The following is a 17,148-nucleotide window of genomic DNA, read 5'->3' on the forward strand; positions in this document are numbered from 1 at the left end:
AAAAACAGAGCGGCGGGGCATCCCGTTCTTAAAGCCAAGAGTCTCCTAAGCAATAGCCGGATTGTCTTGGAAGCCTACACTGTACTCTTAGAGTCAGTGTAGGAGTATGTCACCAGTCCCCAAAATGTCATAGATGCACATCGATAAATTATCAATGTGCATCTGTTTTAATTACTTATTCGGTTGGGCCATCCGCGCCTCAATATCTTCTAATGTTTGTAACAGTAGACGGTTAGCCTGCAATTGCCAACCCCATTTTTGAATTCTGTAAGCTGCTACCGTCCCAACTACAGCCGCTAATAAGCCTATGGGTTGATTTAGAGAAATGCCAAATAGCAAACCCAATCCCGCAATTCCCCAAAATGGTAAAGCGACTCCTTGCCTTTGTTCTTCGACAATTTTAGCAATTCCACCAGATTGCATAGTTGCCAATAATGCCTCTTTAACCTGCCGCTGTTCTGCTGCCGATACCGATAAACCTATTTTTCGGCGCAGTTTTTCCATCTTGCGGGCATCAGTACTGTACTCAGTTAACTCATCTTCTGCCATTTTTAGCAGTCGTTCTAGTTGCGCCATTTTGCATTGCATCCCGTATTCTCATACACTCATTATCCCGAAATTGACACAAATGGAACAAAAAAGTGCCTTCGCAAAGAGTACCGGAGAATGATAGCCTTTTTTTGTCATCCTCCTGATGAGGGGCGTTTATTAGGCTAGAAACTGCCGACTACCAGCAATAATGAATGATGGATACTAACGATAAATGATTAAAAATTGGTTCCGAATTGGGATAGCAGGAATATTTATCCTCTCACTATCCTTACGTTTTTGGGGACTGGAGCGATTTAACACCCTGGTATTTGATGAAGTTTATTTTGCCAAATTTGGTAATAACTATCTCACCCATACGCCATTTTTTAATGCTCATCCACCACTAAGTCAATACATTATTGCTATTGGCATTTGGATTGGTAGTCATCTTCCCATTGGGCACGATACAGTAAATAGTCTGACAGGTTCTTTGCGATCGCCCTGGAGTTATCGTTGGTTAAATGCCCTGACTGGCTCCTTTATTCCCCTAGTTATAGCCGCAATTGCCTACCAATTGAGTTATCGCCGTAGCTTTGCCTTACTTGCAGGCTTTTTCACAGCTTTTGATGGCTTATTTCTCGTAGAGTCTCGCTATGCTCTCAACAATATTTATATTGTCATCTTTGGTTTACTAGGGCAGTGGTTTTTATTATTGGCATTGTCCAAGCAAAAACAACAACGCTTATTTTGGTTAGCGCTTTCTGGCATTGCTTTTGGTGCATCATCAGGGACAAAGTGGAATGGCTTATGGTTTTTGTTGGGTGCTTATTTCATTTGGATAGCAGCTTGGATAATTCGTTGGTTGCAATCTTTTGCGGTGATTGATCAACCAAAACAACCCCGCATCCCCCTATTCTCTTATTTGCGCCCCCTGATTGCTCTTTCAACTGCTAACCTTGATGAAAATATAAGATTAACCAAGATTCAGACACCACTACAAAACCTGACTCAGTTAAGTATTTCCCAGATGTTATTTTATCTAGGAATTATTCCGGCTGTAGTCTATAGCATTATTTGGATTCCCCATCTTCAGCTAGATAAAAGGTATGGATTTATAGCAGTCCATCAGCAAATTTTGCAGTTTCACCTCCACATGGGTGGTAATAGCCCCAGCGTACATCCTTACTGTGCTCCATGGTACAAATGGCCATTGATGACTCGCCCAATGGCTTATTATTACCAAACTGCTCAAAAAATAACTGATCCCCTACCTGTGTTTGGGCCGCCTTTACCATCGGGAGCAGGGAAAATATTTTATGATGTTCATGCCATGGGTAATCCCTTTTTATGGTGGTTTGGTGTTGCTGCCATCATTTTTTTATTCGGGATGCTAGTATCACAAATTTTGGTTCCTTGGGTGCGACAAAATCGTTTTTCTTTGCCTGCCACCCTGAGTGTTGATACTTGGATTGCCTTGTATTTACTTTTAAATTATGCCGCTAACTTACTACCTTGGGTGAAGGTAACAAGATGTGTCTTTATCTACCATTATATGTGTCCGGTGGTCTTCACATTTTTAGCGATCGCTTGGCTTGTGGATCAATGTATTCGTAGTTATTATTGGCAATTCCGCGCCATTGGCATCACAATTAGTTTTACCATTTTGGTGGGTTTTCTTTTCTGGATGCCCATTTATTTGGGTTTACCTCTCTCTGCTAACGATTACAAACTACGGATATGGTTTCAGTCTTGGATTTAAGTAAAGAAGTTTTGAAGAATAAGGTGTAATGTAAAGTTAGCTTAAGGTTGATACATATTCAGATCCCTTGCCCTAAAAAAAAGGCAACAAATTGGGGATATTTTATGTAACTTAGTAAAAGTTTCAAATTTCACCTTTTTCTTAACACAGCTACATTATCGTTAACACAGCTACATTAACGGTAGTTTTGTTAATCACTTAATTTTCACATTTCTTATGGGTATGCAGGTTTGCTACCTGTTAATCTATAAAATATCAGCAGGTTAGAGAACCATGCCTCAAGCCAACTGAGTCAACATAGGCAAATTAGGCAAATTAGGGTAGCTTCGGCGTGGTTCTGACTATCTGCAAATAAATTTAAAACCCCAAGACAACCACATCTAAGTAGAGTGGTAAAACCGATAGCTCATCAAAAACTATCGATATTCTACTTTTGATGCTCCCAAATATATAGAGGAGAATCGTCATGAAACTAGATTCGCAAGTGCAAGATATTAATATAATTAGCTTGAAAGAGGCATCGATTCATCTTTCTAGTCAAATTCAGCCACATGGCATTTTGTTAGTTTTAGAAGAACCTGAGCTAAAGGTATTACAAGTTAGCACTAATACATTGAGTGTTTTCGGAATTCCTGCCGAAAATTTGTTGCAAAAAAAATTAGAAGACTTACTTGACCCATTTCAAATAGAACGAATTCAATCAGGTTTATCAGAACAGAGTCTCGATTTCATCAACCCGACAAAAATCTGGGTGAGAAAAAAAGGTGATGAATATACGGTATTTGATGCCGTTTTTCACCGTAATTCTCAGGGATTTTTAATTCTGGAATTAGAGCCTGCTATTTCTCAAGAAAATATTCCTTTCTTAAGCTTTTACCATTTGGCAAGAGCTTCCATCAATCAACTAGAAAAAACCACAAATCTCCGGCAATTTTGTCAAATCATTGTCCAGGAAGTCAGGAAGGTAACAGGATTTGACAGGGTGATGTTATATAAATTTGATGATGATGGACATGGTTCTGTCGTTGCTGAAGAAAAAATAGACAGCCTGGAGTCATATTTAGGATTGCATTTTCCAGAGTCAGATATTCCTAAACCAGCTAGAAAATTATTTATTTCTAATTCTATTAGATCAATCCCACAAGCTAACGCTCAACCTGTACAAATTTTTCCAGTTAATAATCCGGTGAGCGAGCGTCCGACTGATTTAACAAACTCTATTCTCAGAAGCGCTGCACCTTGCCATTTAGAGTACTTGCACAATATGGGTGTTGGTTCTTCTTTGACAATCTCTTTGATTAAAGATGAAAAACTCTGGGGGCTGATTGCTTGTCATCATCAAGTACCCAAATATGTTTCCTATGAGTTGCGGAAAGCTTGCGAATTCTTGGGAAGAGTGATATTTGCTGAAATTTCCGCTAGAGAAGAGACAGAAGATTATGGTTATCGAATGAATTTGACACATATTCAATCAAGACTGATTGAATATATGTCCCAAGCAGATAACTTTATTGATGGTTTAGTGCAAAATCAGCCAAATCTCCTAGATTTAGCTAGTGCTCAAGGTGCAGCCGTGTGTTTTGGGGGAAAATGCACATTAATTGGTGAAACTCCTCAAGAAGAAGACCTGTATTTTTTAGTTGAATGGCTGAAGAACAGTGTTGCAGAAGAAGTCTTCTATACAGATTCTCTACCGAGTATTTATCCAGATGCGGAAAAGTTTAAAAACGTTGCTAGCGGTTTGTTAGCTATTCCCATTTCCAAGCGAAATTATGTTTTGTGGTTTCGACCAGAAGTAATTCAAACTGTAAATTGGGGTGGAGATCCCAATAATGCGTTTGCATTGAGTCAATTAGATGGAAATGCCCGTCTGTGTCCGCGTAAATCATTTGATTTGTGGAAAGAAACAGTTCGCTTAACGTCTTTACCTTGGCAATATGTGGAAATTAAAGCAGCCTTAGAACTGCGAAAAGCCATTGTGAATATTGTTCTGCGACAAGCTGATGAACTGGCTCAGTTAGCTGAAGATTTAGAACGGTCTAATGCAGAGTTGAAAAAATTTGCTTATGTTGCTTCACATGACTTACAAGAACCACTTAATCAAGTAGCAAACTACGTGCAACTGTTGGAGATGCGCTATCAAGAAGAACTTGATGCCGATGCTAAGGAGTTTATCAACTATGCTGTAGAGGGAGTGAGCCTGATGCAGACATTGATTGATGACGTGCTAGCATATTCTAAAGTGGACAGTCAAGCGATCGCCTTTCAACTGATTGCAGTAGAAATACCTTTAGAACGCGCCCTCGGTAATTTGCGTCAACGCATTGCCGAAACTGGAGCAGTAATTACTCATGACCCCTTACCGGCTGTGATGGCTGATAGCACACAACTGATGCAGCTATTTCAGAACCTGATTGCCAACGCTATCAAGTTCCATAGCGACAAACCACCACAAATCCATCTGGGAGCAGAGCGCCTAGAGGATGAATGGTTGTTCTCAGTGAGGGATAATGGAATTGGTATTGATCCGCGATTTAGCGATCGCATTTTTATCATCTTTCAGCGCCTACATACAAGGGATGAATATCCCGGCACAGGTATGGGCTTGGCTATCTGTAAGAAGATTATCGAATGCCACCGGGGGCGAATCTGGGTAGAGTCACAACTCGGTCAGGGCGCAACCTTCTACTTTACGATTCCCGTCGGAGGGCGCGAGCATGAACGAAGAAATGGAAGGAAAGCACAAAATAATCTTTTTAGTTGAGGATAATAAAGCTGACATCCGCTTAATTCAAGAAGCCTTGAAAAATAGCTCACTACTACACACAGTCGTGACAGCCAGGGATGGCGTGGATGCTATGGCTTATCTCCGCCAAGAAGGAGAATATGTTGATGCACCACGCCCTGATCTAATTTTGCTAGATTTGAACTTGCCCAGAAAAGACGGCCGAGAAGTGCTGTCAGAAATCAAAACCGACCCCAATCTAAAACGCATTCCTGTAGTAGTGTTGACAACTTCAAAAAATGAAGACGACATTTTCCACAGCTACGACTTACACGTAAATTGCTACATCACTAAATCCCGCAACCTCAGCCAGCTATTCCAAATCGTCAAGGGTATCGAAGACTTTTGGCTCTCTACCGCCACCCTACCATCGGCATAAAACCAAAGGATGATAGGGGGAGAAGCAGAATTCCAAACTTCTAACTAATGACTCAAGACTTAGGGCTTAGGACTCAGTACTTTTAACATAAAGAATCAAATGGGGGCAAAACCAGAAGATGATAGCTGCGAGCTACTCATTACAGATTTTGTTAATTGAAGACAACCTGGCAGAAGCTAGGTTGTTACAAGAGTATCTCAAGCAAGCCAAGTCCAAAAACTTTAGTTTGGTTCATGTGCAGCGACTGCGGGATGCATTCAATAAACTAAGTCAGTCTACTTATGATGTTATTTTATTGGATCTCACCCTTCCTGATAGTCAAGGATTATCATCTCTGCCTCTGCTGATTTGCCAAGCTCCTAGCACACCCATTGTTGTCTTGACGAATACAAACGACGAAGAACTCGCTATCGAGGCAGTACGGCAGGGGGCCCAAGATTATCTAGTCAAGCGACAGGTAAATGTAGATGTATTAGTTCGCGCCGTCCATTATGCCATTGAACGCAAGCAGCTTTTGGAATCATTACGCACAGTTAATCAAACATTAGAAACACGGGTTGAGGAACGAACTGCTGAATTGGTGAAAGCCAAAGAAATCAATCAGTTCAAATCTGAATTTGTCTCAATGCTGTCTCATGACATTCGCAATCCCCTAAATACTATTCTCTTAGCTGCCGGATTGCTGCAAAAGAACGACGACAAATTAACCAAAGATAAAAAATTTACTCATTTGCAGATGATTCGCTCGGCCATCAAAAACATGGCACAGCTATTAGATGAGGTTTCATTCATCGGTAAAGCTGAAAGCAGCAAACTGCGGTGCGAACTCAGTCCTATGGATTTGGAAGCTTTCTGCAACCAAATTGTGGAAGAAGCTCAATTGACTGCTCTAGACAAGGATCTAACTCTGGTGTTCACCACTTTTGGGGAATTGGGCGAAAGATTAGGAGATGAAAATCTATTGCGGCACATTTTGGGAAATTTGCTCAATAATGCCATTAAATATTCTCTACCAGGAGGCATAGTCAGATTTGAACTAATTGCTCAGGAAAACTCAGTAATTTTTAAGTTTCAAGATTGGGGAATTGGCATCGCCCAACAAGATCAAAAGCGACTGTTTCAACCTTTCCATCGTGGGGAGAATGTGGGCAAACTTCCTGGCACAGGCTTAGGTCTAGCAATTGTCAAAAAATGTGTTGAGGCTCATGGCGGCGAAATTGTAGTCAATAGTCAAATTGAAGTAGGCACGACATTTATTGTCACGCTGCCTTTGATGAGAATTTAACTTAATAGATAGCCATGCTAATAAAGTATTAAAAATGATCATGTTTTAATTTATATTTACTCTTTTGGTTGTGCAAAAGTCCTATAGAAAAATAAGAGTTTCAGCCTTAACATAACTTTCTGTACGGTTGCTTATTTACCCTCTTCTTGCTGTATTTGGATGAAATCGCCTGTATTTCTGGCGTTGCTACTCAGCACTGGCCACTTTGACAAACAAAGCGCGATAAACAGGTTCACCTCTGTTAATAGTGCCGATTTCCCTTTCTGTGGGTACTGGTAGGGGGTTTTCTGCTAGCCATTCTTGGGTATGCTGTTTCTGAAAAGCTGGATTTTCGGCAAAGCGATCGCGCATTTCCACCGCCACAAATTCCATATCTGATTGCAGAAACACAATCCCACCAACTGCTAGATAATGGGCTAGTTCTACCACTAATTCAGGTTGCACTACACGCCGTTTAGCGTGACGGTTTTTAAACCAAGGATCGGGAAATTGAATGGTGACGCGCTGTAAAGTTCCTGGGGGTAGAGAAGATAACAGCGATGCCAATGAGTTATTCGCATTGCAAAACAAATAATGCAGGTTTGTTAAACCCAACTCAGCACGCAACTTATTTGCCTCCACCACGAGGGGTTCGCGAATTTCCAAACCTAAGTAATTCCAGTTAGGTTCTATTTGGGCTATTTTCAGCAAAAACTGTCCCTTTGCACAACCAATATCTAAGTGTAGGGGTTGGTTTGGCTGTGGATAAACTTTTTCCCACTCCAGGGGATTAGCTGGTGTTTGATACTTGTTAGCAAGTGGGTTAACGTGTTGGCGGACTCGGACAACTGCCAAAATTGAATCTCCTTTAATTGTTACTGTATCTGGCGATCGCCTACCTTGGGGAATAGCCCATCGCCACTAAAAAATATATACAAATGTTTTGTAGAACCCCATCGGTTATACTTTTGGAAAAAGACTTGTTTTTAAAATTGTCTTAAATCAATGGTTCTCAATTTTCGCTTTGCGATAGTCAGTGACTTACACATTGCGCTTCCCCACACAATTTGGGATCATCCCAACAGGTTTCATTTGGTGGAAGTCAGTATCCCAGCTTTTGAAAGTGCATTAGAACATTTAACACAACTTGATTTAGATTTCCTCTTGCTCCCTGGTGATTTAACCCAGCATGGGGAACCAGAAAACCACGCCTGGTTGCAATCACGGTTATCCCAACTACCTTTTCCTGTTTATGTTGTTCCTGGTAATCATGATGTACCTGTGTTGATGGCAAATGAGCAATCAATTGCTTTTGCCGATTTTCCTCACTATTATCGCAAGTTTGGTTATGAAAAGAGAGAGCAACTGTACTACAATTGTCAGCTACTGCCGGGAGTTCGGTTAATTGGTCTAAATTCTAACTCGTTTAATGACCAAGGTGAACAGGTGGGGCGTTTGGATGACAAACAACTCAGGTGGTTAGAAGCAGAACTGGCGGCGACTGGTGATGAATTAGTCTTAGTGATGATACATCACAATGTGATCGAGCATTTGCCCAATCAATCCCGCCATCCAATGGCAAATCGCTATATGTTGGAAAATGCACCAGAACTGTTGCAGTTATTACAACAATACAGAGTCCAACTAGTGTTTACAGGGCATTTGCACGTCCAGGATGTGGCTTGCTCACAGGGAATATATGATATTACTACGGGTTCCTTAGTCAGTTATCCTCACCCTTATCGGGTGCTTGAGTTTCGCCGGGATAACGACGGCAGGGAATGGTTAGAAATTTTATCTCACAGGGTGGAATCAGTGCCTGATTTTCCTAACTTGCAGCAGTCATCGCGGCAATGGATGGGCGATCGCTCTTTCCCCTTTCTGATCAAGCTGTTGACTTTACCTCCCCTCAGCCTACCATTAACCCAGGCAAAAGAACTAGCTCCTGGTTTGCGAGACTTTTGGGCAACTATTGCCAATGGAGATGCTGTGTTGGACTACCCCCATTTCCCCCTAGAAGTGCGTCGCCACATTCAGGCATATGGTGCGTTGGCCCAGCCCAACCCCGGCATTGCCAGTAATGACAGTGCTAACTTGATTGATAACAATAGCACCCTCCTGCTCAAGAATAGTGCTGAGTTTTAAGTCTGTAACTCAGCACTCGGCACTCATGACTCATTTTGGCGGCAAATACCAAACACCGAAGTATAACCGTGGAGGAAGGTATTACCACTGACTGGCCCGATTTCGCCGCTACAGAAAAAGCCGCCTACGGGGATATGATCGAGATAGCGTTTAAATAGCTCAGAATCAAAATTTGGTTTGCCGTAGAGTCTTTCACCGCGTCCCAGACAGGTAAACATCAAGGCAGCAACCGCAGAGGGATCAGAGCTATGTAAGTTTTGATACCTTTGTAGGAGTAATTCCAGGTCTTCAGCAGAGGCTTGGGCATCCCGCAGGTGAAATTGCAGCCGTTGACCTGGACGGACGCGATCGCCAATGGCGATCGCCCCTGCTGATGGGTCTACTCCGAGTATGCTGCGAATTAAAAAATCTCCCTGCTGCAAACAAGGCTTAAATCCATCCATCGCTACACCAACAAACAGAGAGTGCTGTGCCAGCATCCGTTCTTGTTCGCTGAGACTACCAATCAAATCTCTTAACACCACCAAAGGTACTTTCTCATCCAACTCTAGGATGATGTTGCGCTCGGCTTTTGTCACTTGCAATGGCTCGCCAATTGGTCTACATCCTTGTGCCACAATTGTTTCCACAACAATATTGCCACTCAAAGCTATACCCACCGTTCCCTCGCGATATAGGTGTTGGCCCAGCCCAGAGCAAGTATCGTTACAAAATAGGGCAATCCGACCACCCATACCACCACCACTAGCTTGTCCACCCACAATCACCGATCCAGGATAAGCAAAATCTAGTCCCTGCAATAAATCTTTGATTCCTGAGGAAAAAGAACTAGACAGTAAAATAAACTGGGGTGCCGGTGATGGTGGTACACCGATTAAATCAATCCAAGTATCTGGTGGACTATCCAAGTCAGGTAATTCTTCCGTCACAACGTGAAATACTTGAACATTCACCCCTGGCAGATGAGCCAAAGTCAGGCTGATAGATGGCTCTGCTTCTAGTTCTTGAGTTTGTCCCGATTTTGTCGTACCAATGACGCCACCACCACTACAACCAATTAGTACAGGGACTGAAAGTTTTTCAGCCAGCAAAGGTAAAAGTCGGGAATACTCACTCGTAAAAGCAGATGAAATGAATACCAGCCCTATATCCGCAGGTGCTGTTAAACATGAGACAGCTTGTTGTACCACATCTGCAACAGCTGCTTCTAAAGAATGATGGGTTGACAGGGCGTTTGCCCACTGCATTTGGTCTGCCATGAGTTCTCGGTTCTTTCTCCTATTAGGCTAGTAGTTATTAGACCTGGTAGTACTTGATGAGTGCGTATCCAGCCAATAAATGGCAACTTATGGCGCAAACCGGCTCATTGATTCTTTAGAAGGCAGCTAAAGCTGCTAGACCCTACTTGTCCCTAGACTTTCAGCAATCAAGGCGATGTCAATTGCCCCCAGCCACAGCCCTAAAAATGATCCTAGTGGCTGGGAATTTTTATTTTTTTGCTCCATAAAACCTATACAATGCTGAACATTGCTATCGTGCACCTCTAGCTGGTTCCTTATGCACTTTGCTTGTGAGTCCATCGAAAGAGCCTGTAGGCATACACTCTTTTTTCCCTGAAGGGTAACGATCATTTAACTCAGGCGTCCCATCACTAGGAGTCTTACCAATACTTTTGGGTCATTGCTACTTCTTTAAGTTTATCAGCAAACGTGACCAAACAAAGTCCGACATATCTTGCTGGGTTTCCAAATGAACCACGAGGACTTATGATTATTTCTCTGTAGTACCGACGCCACAAAATCTTAAAATAAAAAGGTGAATGCAGTATAGTTCAGGCGCTTTGTTGTAATAGTTATGGATTATCAGCCTCACACACAAACTTATCAGCTAAGTGGTTAAAATGGTAAGCAATCAAGTTAAAAGCTTACATTTCTGAAGTTTTTCTATACTGGTATTGACAACACACAACGAGACTAAACCAATGACCAACATCCAAGAAAAAGCAAACAACGACATCCAAGAAAAAATTCAAGACGAAGTGGAACAAGCGCGTACTGTCTGTGATATTACAGGTAGCAACTCAGCCGAGTGTGCTGCGGCTTGGGATGCAGTCGAAGAACTGCAAGCTGAAGCCTCCCACCAGCGTCAGAGCAAGCAAAAAAACTCTTTAGAACAATACTGTGATGACAACCCCGATGCAATTGAGTGCCGAGTTTACGATGACTAAATTGTGAGTTAGTAAAAATTATTTTCGTCCAGTGAGCAAGTAACCAGAATCTTTTGACTGAATATCTTCCACTTTCACGTCACTGCCGCATAAATCTCACTTCCCCCTTGGATCATCTCTGGGGTTTGTGAAAGTCAGCGGGTTACTTCTGAGGTATTTTCCCCTCAGCAAGAACCTCTAGACCTCCAAAAAATTGGGGTTTGTCTGGGTATGGCAAAGCTATAGCGGCTGGGGGATTCTCAATTTCTCCCAAACATCGCTAGAGGTAGGTGCAAAATATCAGTAGCGGATTTTTGAGTTGCTTGCTTTTTTACCAACAAGAAAGAAGGCAACTATTTCTTCACTAGTTTCTAATTTGATTAAACTGTTGATAAACAGATAAGTTTTTTATTTATTGTCTAACAAGTATTATGGAACAGCCTTGGTTTCGGCCTTTTGTCTGGATTGACTACCGACTGGCAATATTATTTACAGTAATTATTCCCCTAATTCTGCTGATTTGGGCGTTTGTACAAAAAGTAGATAGTATACAGCGCTTGTTAACGATTTACTGGCGAGTCTCAAGTTTGTTGGCAATCACAATTTATTTGATGATTGGGGGTTTTGGGGTAAGTTTTATTTCCGGGTTGATGGCTCGTATCTTGATCCCTGTTTCCCTGTGGTTTTGGGTGGATTTAAATGATGAAATTGAGTATCAATCTAGTGGGCTTTTGAAACTGGCTTTCACCTCTTGGCGCTGGGCTATAACTGTTTATTGTATTTTGGGCACAATAGCATTTGCACCTTTTTTAGGTTGTGCTTTTTCTGCAAATGCATTCAAAACTCCCGATTGTCAAGTCTGGTTGCAAGCGCCGTTAATGTTTAAAGAATATTTTCATGCCAATAGCAAGCCTGCTTTTCTGGGCTTTCTTGCCATAATTAGCTTAGTTATTTATGTGGTTTACTTAAGTTACTTTATTTTGATCAAGCTAGGGAAGCGAGGCCGCTCGGCATCACAACAATAACTCTCAATTCAAAATTCAAAAAATGAATTTTATTGGCAAGCGCCTGGAACAATATACTGTTAAACGCCCTCAAGAAGTTCTACTGGTAACGATAGAAATTGACAATTATGAGCAAGACAAAATTGCTATTTTTAAAGGCTTTTCTAGCTCTTTGATGCGCCCGACGGCATTTGATCCAGATGTACCAGTACTACCAGATGAGGCAAATATTCTCAGCATTGATCGCATAGCGAGCCCTTACGATCCTGCATCACCCCGTTATATTCAACAAGGAATAACTTGGGAGGCTATGGAAGCTTTGCTCTTAGAGGTGGGCCTTTAATTTTTGAATTTTGAATTTTGAATTTTAATTATGTCCCGTTCTGGATACACGCTACCTGTCTTTGCCTGTGCTGCTGCTGTTGCAGCTTTACATTGGTTACGCCATCACCAACCCCTAACAGTAGTATCGGTTGATTTGATAGAACCAGCCCAATTAGCAGAAATATCGATTGAACAGGTAGCGGGATTATCTGAAAATAAGGCTTTGGCAATTACCCGCAGTGATCCGGGTGATAATCTAGATTTAACTAGAAATACGCCAATTTGGGCGATGGTGGAATGGCGAGAGGGAGAGGGGGAGACAGTAATTATTCAAGGGGGGGAAGGAATTGGCAAACAACTCAATGGTGAGGGAGAAGCGGCGATTTATGCTTATGCTTACAGGTTGTTGCTAGAGAATTTACGCCAGATGTTAACATCGGGTGAAAAAATTACGGTGACCATTATTTTACCATTGGGGCGATCGCTTGCTGTTCGGACTTCAAATGCTGCTTTTGGTGTGGTGGAAGGACTTTCGCTATTGGGAACAACGGGTATTTCTCAACCCTTGAGTACACCAGATCAGCTAACAGCTTTCCGCGCCGAGTTACAAGACAAAGCCAGTCGTTTTGAGAGTTTAGTCTTCTGTATTGGGGAAAATGGCTTAGATTTGGCGCGAAAACTAGGTATCAATGGGGAGCGGTTGGTAAAAACTGCTAACTGGCTAGGGCCAATGTTAGTAGAGGCGGATGTTCTGGGTGTTAAAGAAATTTTATTGTTTGGCTATCACGGAAAGCTGATGAAACTAGCGGGGGGGATTTTTCACACTCATCACCACCTTGCTGATGGACGCCGGGAAATTCTGGCGGCGCACTGTGCTTTGGTTGGTTTAAGTTCTCCAGATATCCAAGCTATTTTTGCCAGTCCCACCGCTGAAGCGGCACTAAAATATCTGCGATCGCTAGATGCCTCAACTGGTAGTGATTGGGTAAATCTAGTTTATGGTGCGATCGCCGCAGCCATTGATTCCCGTTCTCAAGAATACATCCATTGCCATAGTGATCGGGGCGCAGCAGCAACAGTCTGTGGTTCTGTTCTCTTTGATCGCGATCGCCAAATTATCATCAAGAGTAAAACTGGTTGGATGTTAACGGGAAAATTATGTTAATTTATTATGAATTATCATAAATAAACCAAATAAAGATTTTTTTTTCAGTAGTTACTCTAGGTTAAGCTTATTTTTTAATACCATGCCAGATACATCGGCAAAGCAAACGCACACAACCTCGCGTTTGTAGATTCTCTACTTACCATTACAAATCTGACCAGGCAGAGAAATGGTAACTATTTAGGCTACAGAGCCACGATTTATTCTCACAGACATCCTTTCGCCATCATGAATACAGCGGTGACTCTACTAACAGAACAAGCGCCTCAAACATCAGAAAATTGGGGGCGGCTGAATCGCCAAATCATTGTGATTCTGGACTTCGGCTCTCAATATTCCGAACTAATTGCCCGTCGCATCCGCGAAACTCAAGTATACTCCGAAGTTTTGTCCTATCGCACCACAGCGGAACATTTGCGCCAACTAAATCCTAAGGGAATCATCTTCTCTGGTGGCCCAAATTCAGTTTATGGCGATCGCGCTCCCCATTGTGACCCAGAAATCTGGAATTTGGGAGTACCCATTCTCGGCGTATGCTACGGTATGCAGCTGATGGTTAACCAACTTGGTGGAGAAGTGGCCAAAGCCGAGCGGGGTGAGTACGGCAAAGCATCATTATATATAGATGATCCCACAGACTTGCTGACTAATGTCGAAGATGGCACAACAATGTGGATGAGTCACGGAGACTCAGTCACGCAAATGCCCCCAGGATTTGAACTGCTGGCACATACAGAAAATACCCCCTGTGCTGCTATCGCTGATCACAACAAAAAACTTTACGGTGTGCAGTTCCATCCAGAAGTGGTGCATTCCATTGGTGGACTGGCATTAATCCGCAATTTTGTTTATCATATCTGCGACTGCGAACCCACCTGGACAACAGCAGCTTTTGTAGAAGAATCAATTCGCGAAATTCGTGCCAGAGTTGGCGATAAGCGGGTGCTATTGGCACTTTCTGGGGGTGTGGATTCTTCAACTTTGGCATTTTTACTCTATAAAGCGATTGGTGAGCAACTAACTTGTGTGTTTATCGATCAAGGCTTTATGCGGAAATTAGAGCCAGAACGCTTGGTGAAACTGTTTCACGAGCAATTTCACATTCCGGTGGAATATGTGAATGCGCGCGATCGCTTTATAGCGGCGATCGCCAACATCACAGATCCCGAAGAAAAACGCCGCCGCATTGGACACGAATTCATCCGTGTATTTGAAGAAACATCTAAACAGCTTGGTCATTTTGACTACCTAGCTCAAGGTACTCTTTACCCAGATGTGATCGAATCTGCTGATACCAACGTTGATCCCCAAACTGGTGAACGGGTAGCAGTGAAAATCAAAAGTCATCACAACGTTGGTGGATTGCCCAAAGACCTGCGTTTTAAACTGGTGGAACCCCTGCGGAAACTGTTTAAAGATGAAGTCCGCAAAGTTGGACGTTCCATCGGTTTACCAGAAGAAATTGTCCAACGGCAACCTTTCCCAGGTCCTGGCTTGGCAATTCGCATCCTGGGTGAAGTCACCGCCGAGCGGTTAAATATTTTGCGCGATGCCGATTTGATTGTACGCCAAGAAATTAACCAACGTGGCTTATACCACGACTTTTGGCAAGCCTTTGCCGTATTACTGCCAATTCGCAGCGTTGGCGTTATGGGCGATCAACGTACCTACGCTTACCCGATTGTCTTGCGGATTGTGACTAGTGAAGACGGCATGACTGCGGATTGGGCGCGTGTGCCTTATGACGTGCTCGAAGCAATTTCTACCCGAATTGTCAATGAGGTAAAAGGCGTTAACCGTGTGGTTTATGACATCACCTCCAAGCCACCTGGAACCATTGAGTGGGAATAAATTCGTACTCAGTCTTGAGTACTGAGTAATGTAGTTGGGAAATTTGTGTCTATTACCTCGCAAAAACAGTTTAATTTGCTTCAGACTCAAAGGTAATTTGCTCAGATTTGTATGCCGGTGGTTCAACGTGAATTAAAACCCTAACAGGATTGAAGCGTTCTTCTAACCGGCTTTCAACTTTTTCGGTGATGTGGTGGGCAGTTTCTACATCTGGTGCATCTACTATTAAATGCATTTCTATAAATACTTGGCGACCCAGAAGACCGCGAGAGGCGATGTCATGACAGTTAATCACCCCTGGGACAGAAACAGCGATCGCATGAATCGCTTCTGGTGCGATCGCCATTTGATCGACAAGCCAAGGCAAATTCTCTTTTAAAACTGACCAACCACTCCAAAAAACCAACAAAGCCACAGGAAAAGCTAACGCCACATCCAACCATTGAAAATCTAGCCACCAAATACCAATCAAACCACCAATTACACCAATAGTCACCCAAACATCACTCATGGTGTGTGTGGCGTCAGCAATCAAAATTGGGCTACCTACCCGCCTACCTACAGCACGTTCATAAAACGTTACAAAAATATTCACCCCCAGTACAATTAGCAATAACCACAATTCAGGCGCTGATATTTTCACGGGTTCACCACCTTTAATAATTTTCTCCACCGCACCTTGCAGAATTTCAAAGCAGGCTATTCCTAAAAAAGCGGAAATTCCCAAAGCACCCACAGCTTCAAATTTATTGTGTCCATAGGGATGTTCGCGATCAGGGTGTGGTGAAGACAACCTACTAGCAATCAATCCTAAAATATTGTTGGCGCTATCCGTCACACTATGCAAGGCGTCAGCTAGCAAGCTGAGAGAACCTGTTGAGTAACCCACAAACGCTTTCAATCCCATTACAAACAGGTTTAGCACTAGGGTAATAATTAAAACCTTTCGCACTTCGGCGCGGTTATCGTAAATCATAGAAGATTTTTAACATTAAGTTCTATGACTTCTACTGTAGAACTCAAAGTCCCAATCAACACAAATAAAATGTATCAAACTATTACACAAGCAGACCATTTCTTTGTGAAAATGCGCCTATAAAATTGACACAAAACTACACTCGCTCTGGGGCAATTCATGAATTATAGGGGAATAAAGCGCAGCCTCACAGAGAATTGGATCAGACTTAAGTTTCTCTATAGTCTCTAGTTTTTATGACAATTGATGGAGATTATTTATAACTAACAGTAGCTATAAGCTTGATAAAGGTTAATAATTGCTTTGTTAGTAACAGCGTATTTTTAGCATTAATAAATCACTGGATATACTCTTCCGGTAACATAAGTAATTATCAAGAAGTTTTAATTAAGAAGCTCTATGTCCTCTACCCCTCTGACACTGAATCTAAGTGAAGGTTCTGTCTCTTTTAGCTTTTCACCTCAAGCAGCAAGGGAATTAAAAGCAGCTACAGATCAATTGATGGAGCGCCTGAAAGCTGTGGCCGCTAAACCCACACCAGGAGGCGGTAAAGTCACTCCCCAACCTCCTTTGGAATATCGTTATACTGGTGAGGTTTTTTTAGAAGTTTTCTGCAATCCAAATATCTGGCCCACCCCTTTTGCGGCAAAAGTTCTGCTGACTGTCCGCAATGTCGGTATCCGTTTAACTACAGAAGCTGAACTTACCCGCGTGATTGATGACATTAACCAGTACCTAGATCAAGTTGGTTAAGTTATT

Annotated in this window: 15 protein-coding genes; 11 read left to right on the top strand and 4 right to left on the bottom strand. The window is 42.4% G+C overall.

What is annotated here, in order from left to right; translation table 11 throughout:
• Nucleotides 1-171: 171 nt before the first annotated feature.
• Nucleotides 172-576, bottom strand: a complete 405-nt coding sequence (locus H6G32_RS23060; RefSeq protein ID WP_190462540.1) for a hypothetical protein — start codon at nt 574-576, stop codon at nt 172-174.
• A gap of 187 nt (nt 577-763) precedes the next feature.
• Between H6G32_RS23060 and H6G32_RS23065 the strand changes: the two genes are divergently transcribed.
• From H6G32_RS23065 to H6G32_RS23080, 4 genes are all read left to right on the top strand, one after another.
• On the top strand, nt 764-2,290 hold the full coding sequence (locus tag H6G32_RS23065) for a dolichyl-phosphate-mannose--protein mannosyltransferase (RefSeq protein WP_190462542.1): 1,527 nt from the start codon (nt 764-766) through the stop codon (nt 2,288-2,290).
• Nucleotides 2,291-2,756: 466 nt separating this feature from the next.
• A complete protein-coding gene (locus H6G32_RS23070; protein ID WP_190462545.1) occupies nt 2,757-5,054 on the top strand; it encodes a sensor histidine kinase in 2,298 nt (765 codons plus the stop codon).
• A complete protein-coding gene (locus H6G32_RS23075; protein WP_190462547.1) occupies nt 5,008-5,454 on the top strand; it encodes a response regulator in 447 nt (148 codons plus the stop codon). Before H6G32_RS23070 ends, H6G32_RS23075 begins: the two co-directional genes overlap by 47 nt.
• A 118-nt stretch (nt 5,455-5,572) precedes the next feature.
• A complete protein-coding gene (locus H6G32_RS23080) occupies nt 5,573-6,739 on the top strand; it encodes a hybrid sensor histidine kinase/response regulator (RefSeq protein ID WP_190462549.1) in 1,167 nt (388 codons plus the stop codon).
• Nucleotides 6,740-6,925: 186 nt separating this feature from the next.
• Here the strand turns inward: H6G32_RS23080 and trmB are convergent, their stop codons facing one another.
• Nucleotides 6,926-7,573, bottom strand: coding sequence for a tRNA (guanosine(46)-N7)-methyltransferase TrmB (gene trmB / locus H6G32_RS23085; RefSeq protein ID WP_190462552.1), 648 nt, complete (start codon nt 7,571-7,573; stop codon nt 6,926-6,928).
• 150 nt (nt 7,574-7,723) lie between these two features.
• Between trmB and H6G32_RS23090 the strand changes: the two genes are divergently transcribed.
• Nucleotides 7,724-8,863 (top strand): metallophosphoesterase family protein, encoded by a 1,140-nt coding sequence (locus H6G32_RS23090; RefSeq protein WP_190462554.1) that lies wholly within the window; start codon nt 7,724-7,726, stop codon nt 8,861-8,863.
• Nucleotides 8,864-8,886: 23 nt separating this feature from the next.
• On the opposite strand, the gene H6G32_RS23095 is transcribed toward H6G32_RS23090, so the two are convergent.
• Nucleotides 8,887-10,122 carry an FIST signal transduction protein gene (locus tag H6G32_RS23095; RefSeq protein WP_190462556.1) on the bottom strand — a complete coding sequence of 412 codons (1,236 nt, stop codon included), beginning with the start codon at nt 10,120-10,122 and terminating at the stop codon, nt 8,887-8,889.
• Nucleotides 10,123-10,844: 722 nt separating this feature from the next.
• Between H6G32_RS23095 and H6G32_RS23100 the strand changes: the two genes are divergently transcribed.
• The 5 genes from H6G32_RS23100 (at nt 10,845) to guaA (ending at nt 15,413) form a co-directional block, all read left to right on the top strand.
• Nucleotides 10,845-11,090, top strand: coding sequence for a Calvin cycle protein CP12 (locus tag H6G32_RS23100; protein WP_190462558.1), 246 nt, complete (start codon nt 10,845-10,847; stop codon nt 11,088-11,090).
• Between the two features lie 410 nt (nt 11,091-11,500).
• Complete coding sequence (locus H6G32_RS23105; protein ID WP_190462560.1) at nt 11,501-12,094, top strand: DUF3177 family protein; 594 nt, start codon at nt 11,501-11,503, stop codon at nt 12,092-12,094.
• Nucleotides 12,095-12,116: 22 nt separating this feature from the next.
• Nucleotides 12,117-12,416 (top strand): DUF7734 family protein, encoded by a 300-nt coding sequence (locus H6G32_RS23110; RefSeq protein WP_190462562.1) that lies wholly within the window; start codon nt 12,117-12,119, stop codon nt 12,414-12,416.
• A gap of 30 nt (nt 12,417-12,446) precedes the next feature.
• Nucleotides 12,447-13,562, top strand: a complete 1,116-nt coding sequence (gene cbiD / locus H6G32_RS23115; RefSeq protein ID WP_190462564.1) for a cobalt-precorrin-5B (C(1))-methyltransferase CbiD — start codon at nt 12,447-12,449, stop codon at nt 13,560-13,562.
• A 228-nt stretch (nt 13,563-13,790) separates the two neighbouring features.
• On the top strand, nt 13,791-15,413 hold the full coding sequence (gene guaA / locus H6G32_RS23120; RefSeq protein ID WP_190462566.1) for a glutamine-hydrolyzing GMP synthase: 1,623 nt from the start codon (nt 13,791-13,793) through the stop codon (nt 15,411-15,413).
• A 70-nt stretch (nt 15,414-15,483) separates the two neighbouring features.
• Here guaA and H6G32_RS23125 read toward each other — a convergent pair whose 3' ends face one another.
• Entirely contained in the window at nt 15,484-16,389 is a 906-nt protein-coding gene (locus tag H6G32_RS23125; protein ID WP_190462568.1) for a cation diffusion facilitator family transporter, read from the bottom strand.
• Nucleotides 16,390-16,788: 399 nt separating this feature from the next.
• Between H6G32_RS23125 and H6G32_RS23130 the strand changes: the two genes are divergently transcribed.
• Nucleotides 16,789-17,142, top strand: a complete 354-nt coding sequence (locus H6G32_RS23130) for a hypothetical protein (protein ID WP_190462570.1) — start codon at nt 16,789-16,791, stop codon at nt 17,140-17,142.
• Nucleotides 17,143-17,148: the final 6 nt, after the last annotated feature.

The organism is Cylindrospermum sp. FACHB-282 (genome assembly GCF_014697195.1).
Classification (GTDB): Bacteria; Cyanobacteriota; Cyanobacteriia; order Cyanobacteriales; family Nostocaceae; genus Cylindrospermum.

Bases quoted from the DNA above. Each gene is read 5' to 3' on its own strand.
- H6G32_RS23060 (WP_190462540.1), bottom strand. From the start codon at position 576: ATGGCGCAACTAGAACGACTGCTAAAAATGGCAGAAGATGAGTTAACT.
- H6G32_RS23065 (WP_190462542.1), top strand. From the start codon at position 764: ATGATTAAAAATTGGTTCCGAATTGGGATAGCAGGAATATTTATCCTC.
- H6G32_RS23070 (WP_190462545.1), top strand. From the start codon at position 2,757: ATGAAACTAGATTCGCAAGTGCAAGATATTAATATAATTAGCTTGAAA.
- H6G32_RS23075 (WP_190462547.1), top strand. From the start codon at position 5,008: ATGAACGAAGAAATGGAAGGAAAGCACAAAATAATCTTTTTAGTTGAG.
- H6G32_RS23080 (WP_190462549.1), top strand. From the start codon at position 5,573: ATGATAGCTGCGAGCTACTCATTACAGATTTTGTTAATTGAAGACAAC.
- H6G32_RS23090 (WP_190462554.1), top strand. From the start codon at position 7,724: ATGGTTCTCAATTTTCGCTTTGCGATAGTCAGTGACTTACACATTGCG.
- H6G32_RS23095 (WP_190462556.1), bottom strand. From the start codon at position 10,122: ATGGCAGACCAAATGCAGTGGGCAAACGCCCTGTCAACCCATCATTCT.
- H6G32_RS23100 (WP_190462558.1), top strand. From the start codon at position 10,845: ATGACCAACATCCAAGAAAAAGCAAACAACGACATCCAAGAAAAAATT.
- H6G32_RS23105 (WP_190462560.1), top strand. From the start codon at position 11,501: ATGGAACAGCCTTGGTTTCGGCCTTTTGTCTGGATTGACTACCGACTG.
- H6G32_RS23110 (WP_190462562.1), top strand. From the start codon at position 12,117: ATGAATTTTATTGGCAAGCGCCTGGAACAATATACTGTTAAACGCCCT.
- cbiD (WP_190462564.1), top strand. From the start codon at position 12,447: ATGTCCCGTTCTGGATACACGCTACCTGTCTTTGCCTGTGCTGCTGCT.
- guaA (WP_190462566.1), top strand. From the start codon at position 13,791: ATGAATACAGCGGTGACTCTACTAACAGAACAAGCGCCTCAAACATCA.
- H6G32_RS23125 (WP_190462568.1), bottom strand. From the start codon at position 16,389: ATGATTTACGATAACCGCGCCGAAGTGCGAAAGGTTTTAATTATTACC.
- H6G32_RS23130 (WP_190462570.1), top strand. From the start codon at position 16,789: ATGTCCTCTACCCCTCTGACACTGAATCTAAGTGAAGGTTCTGTCTCT.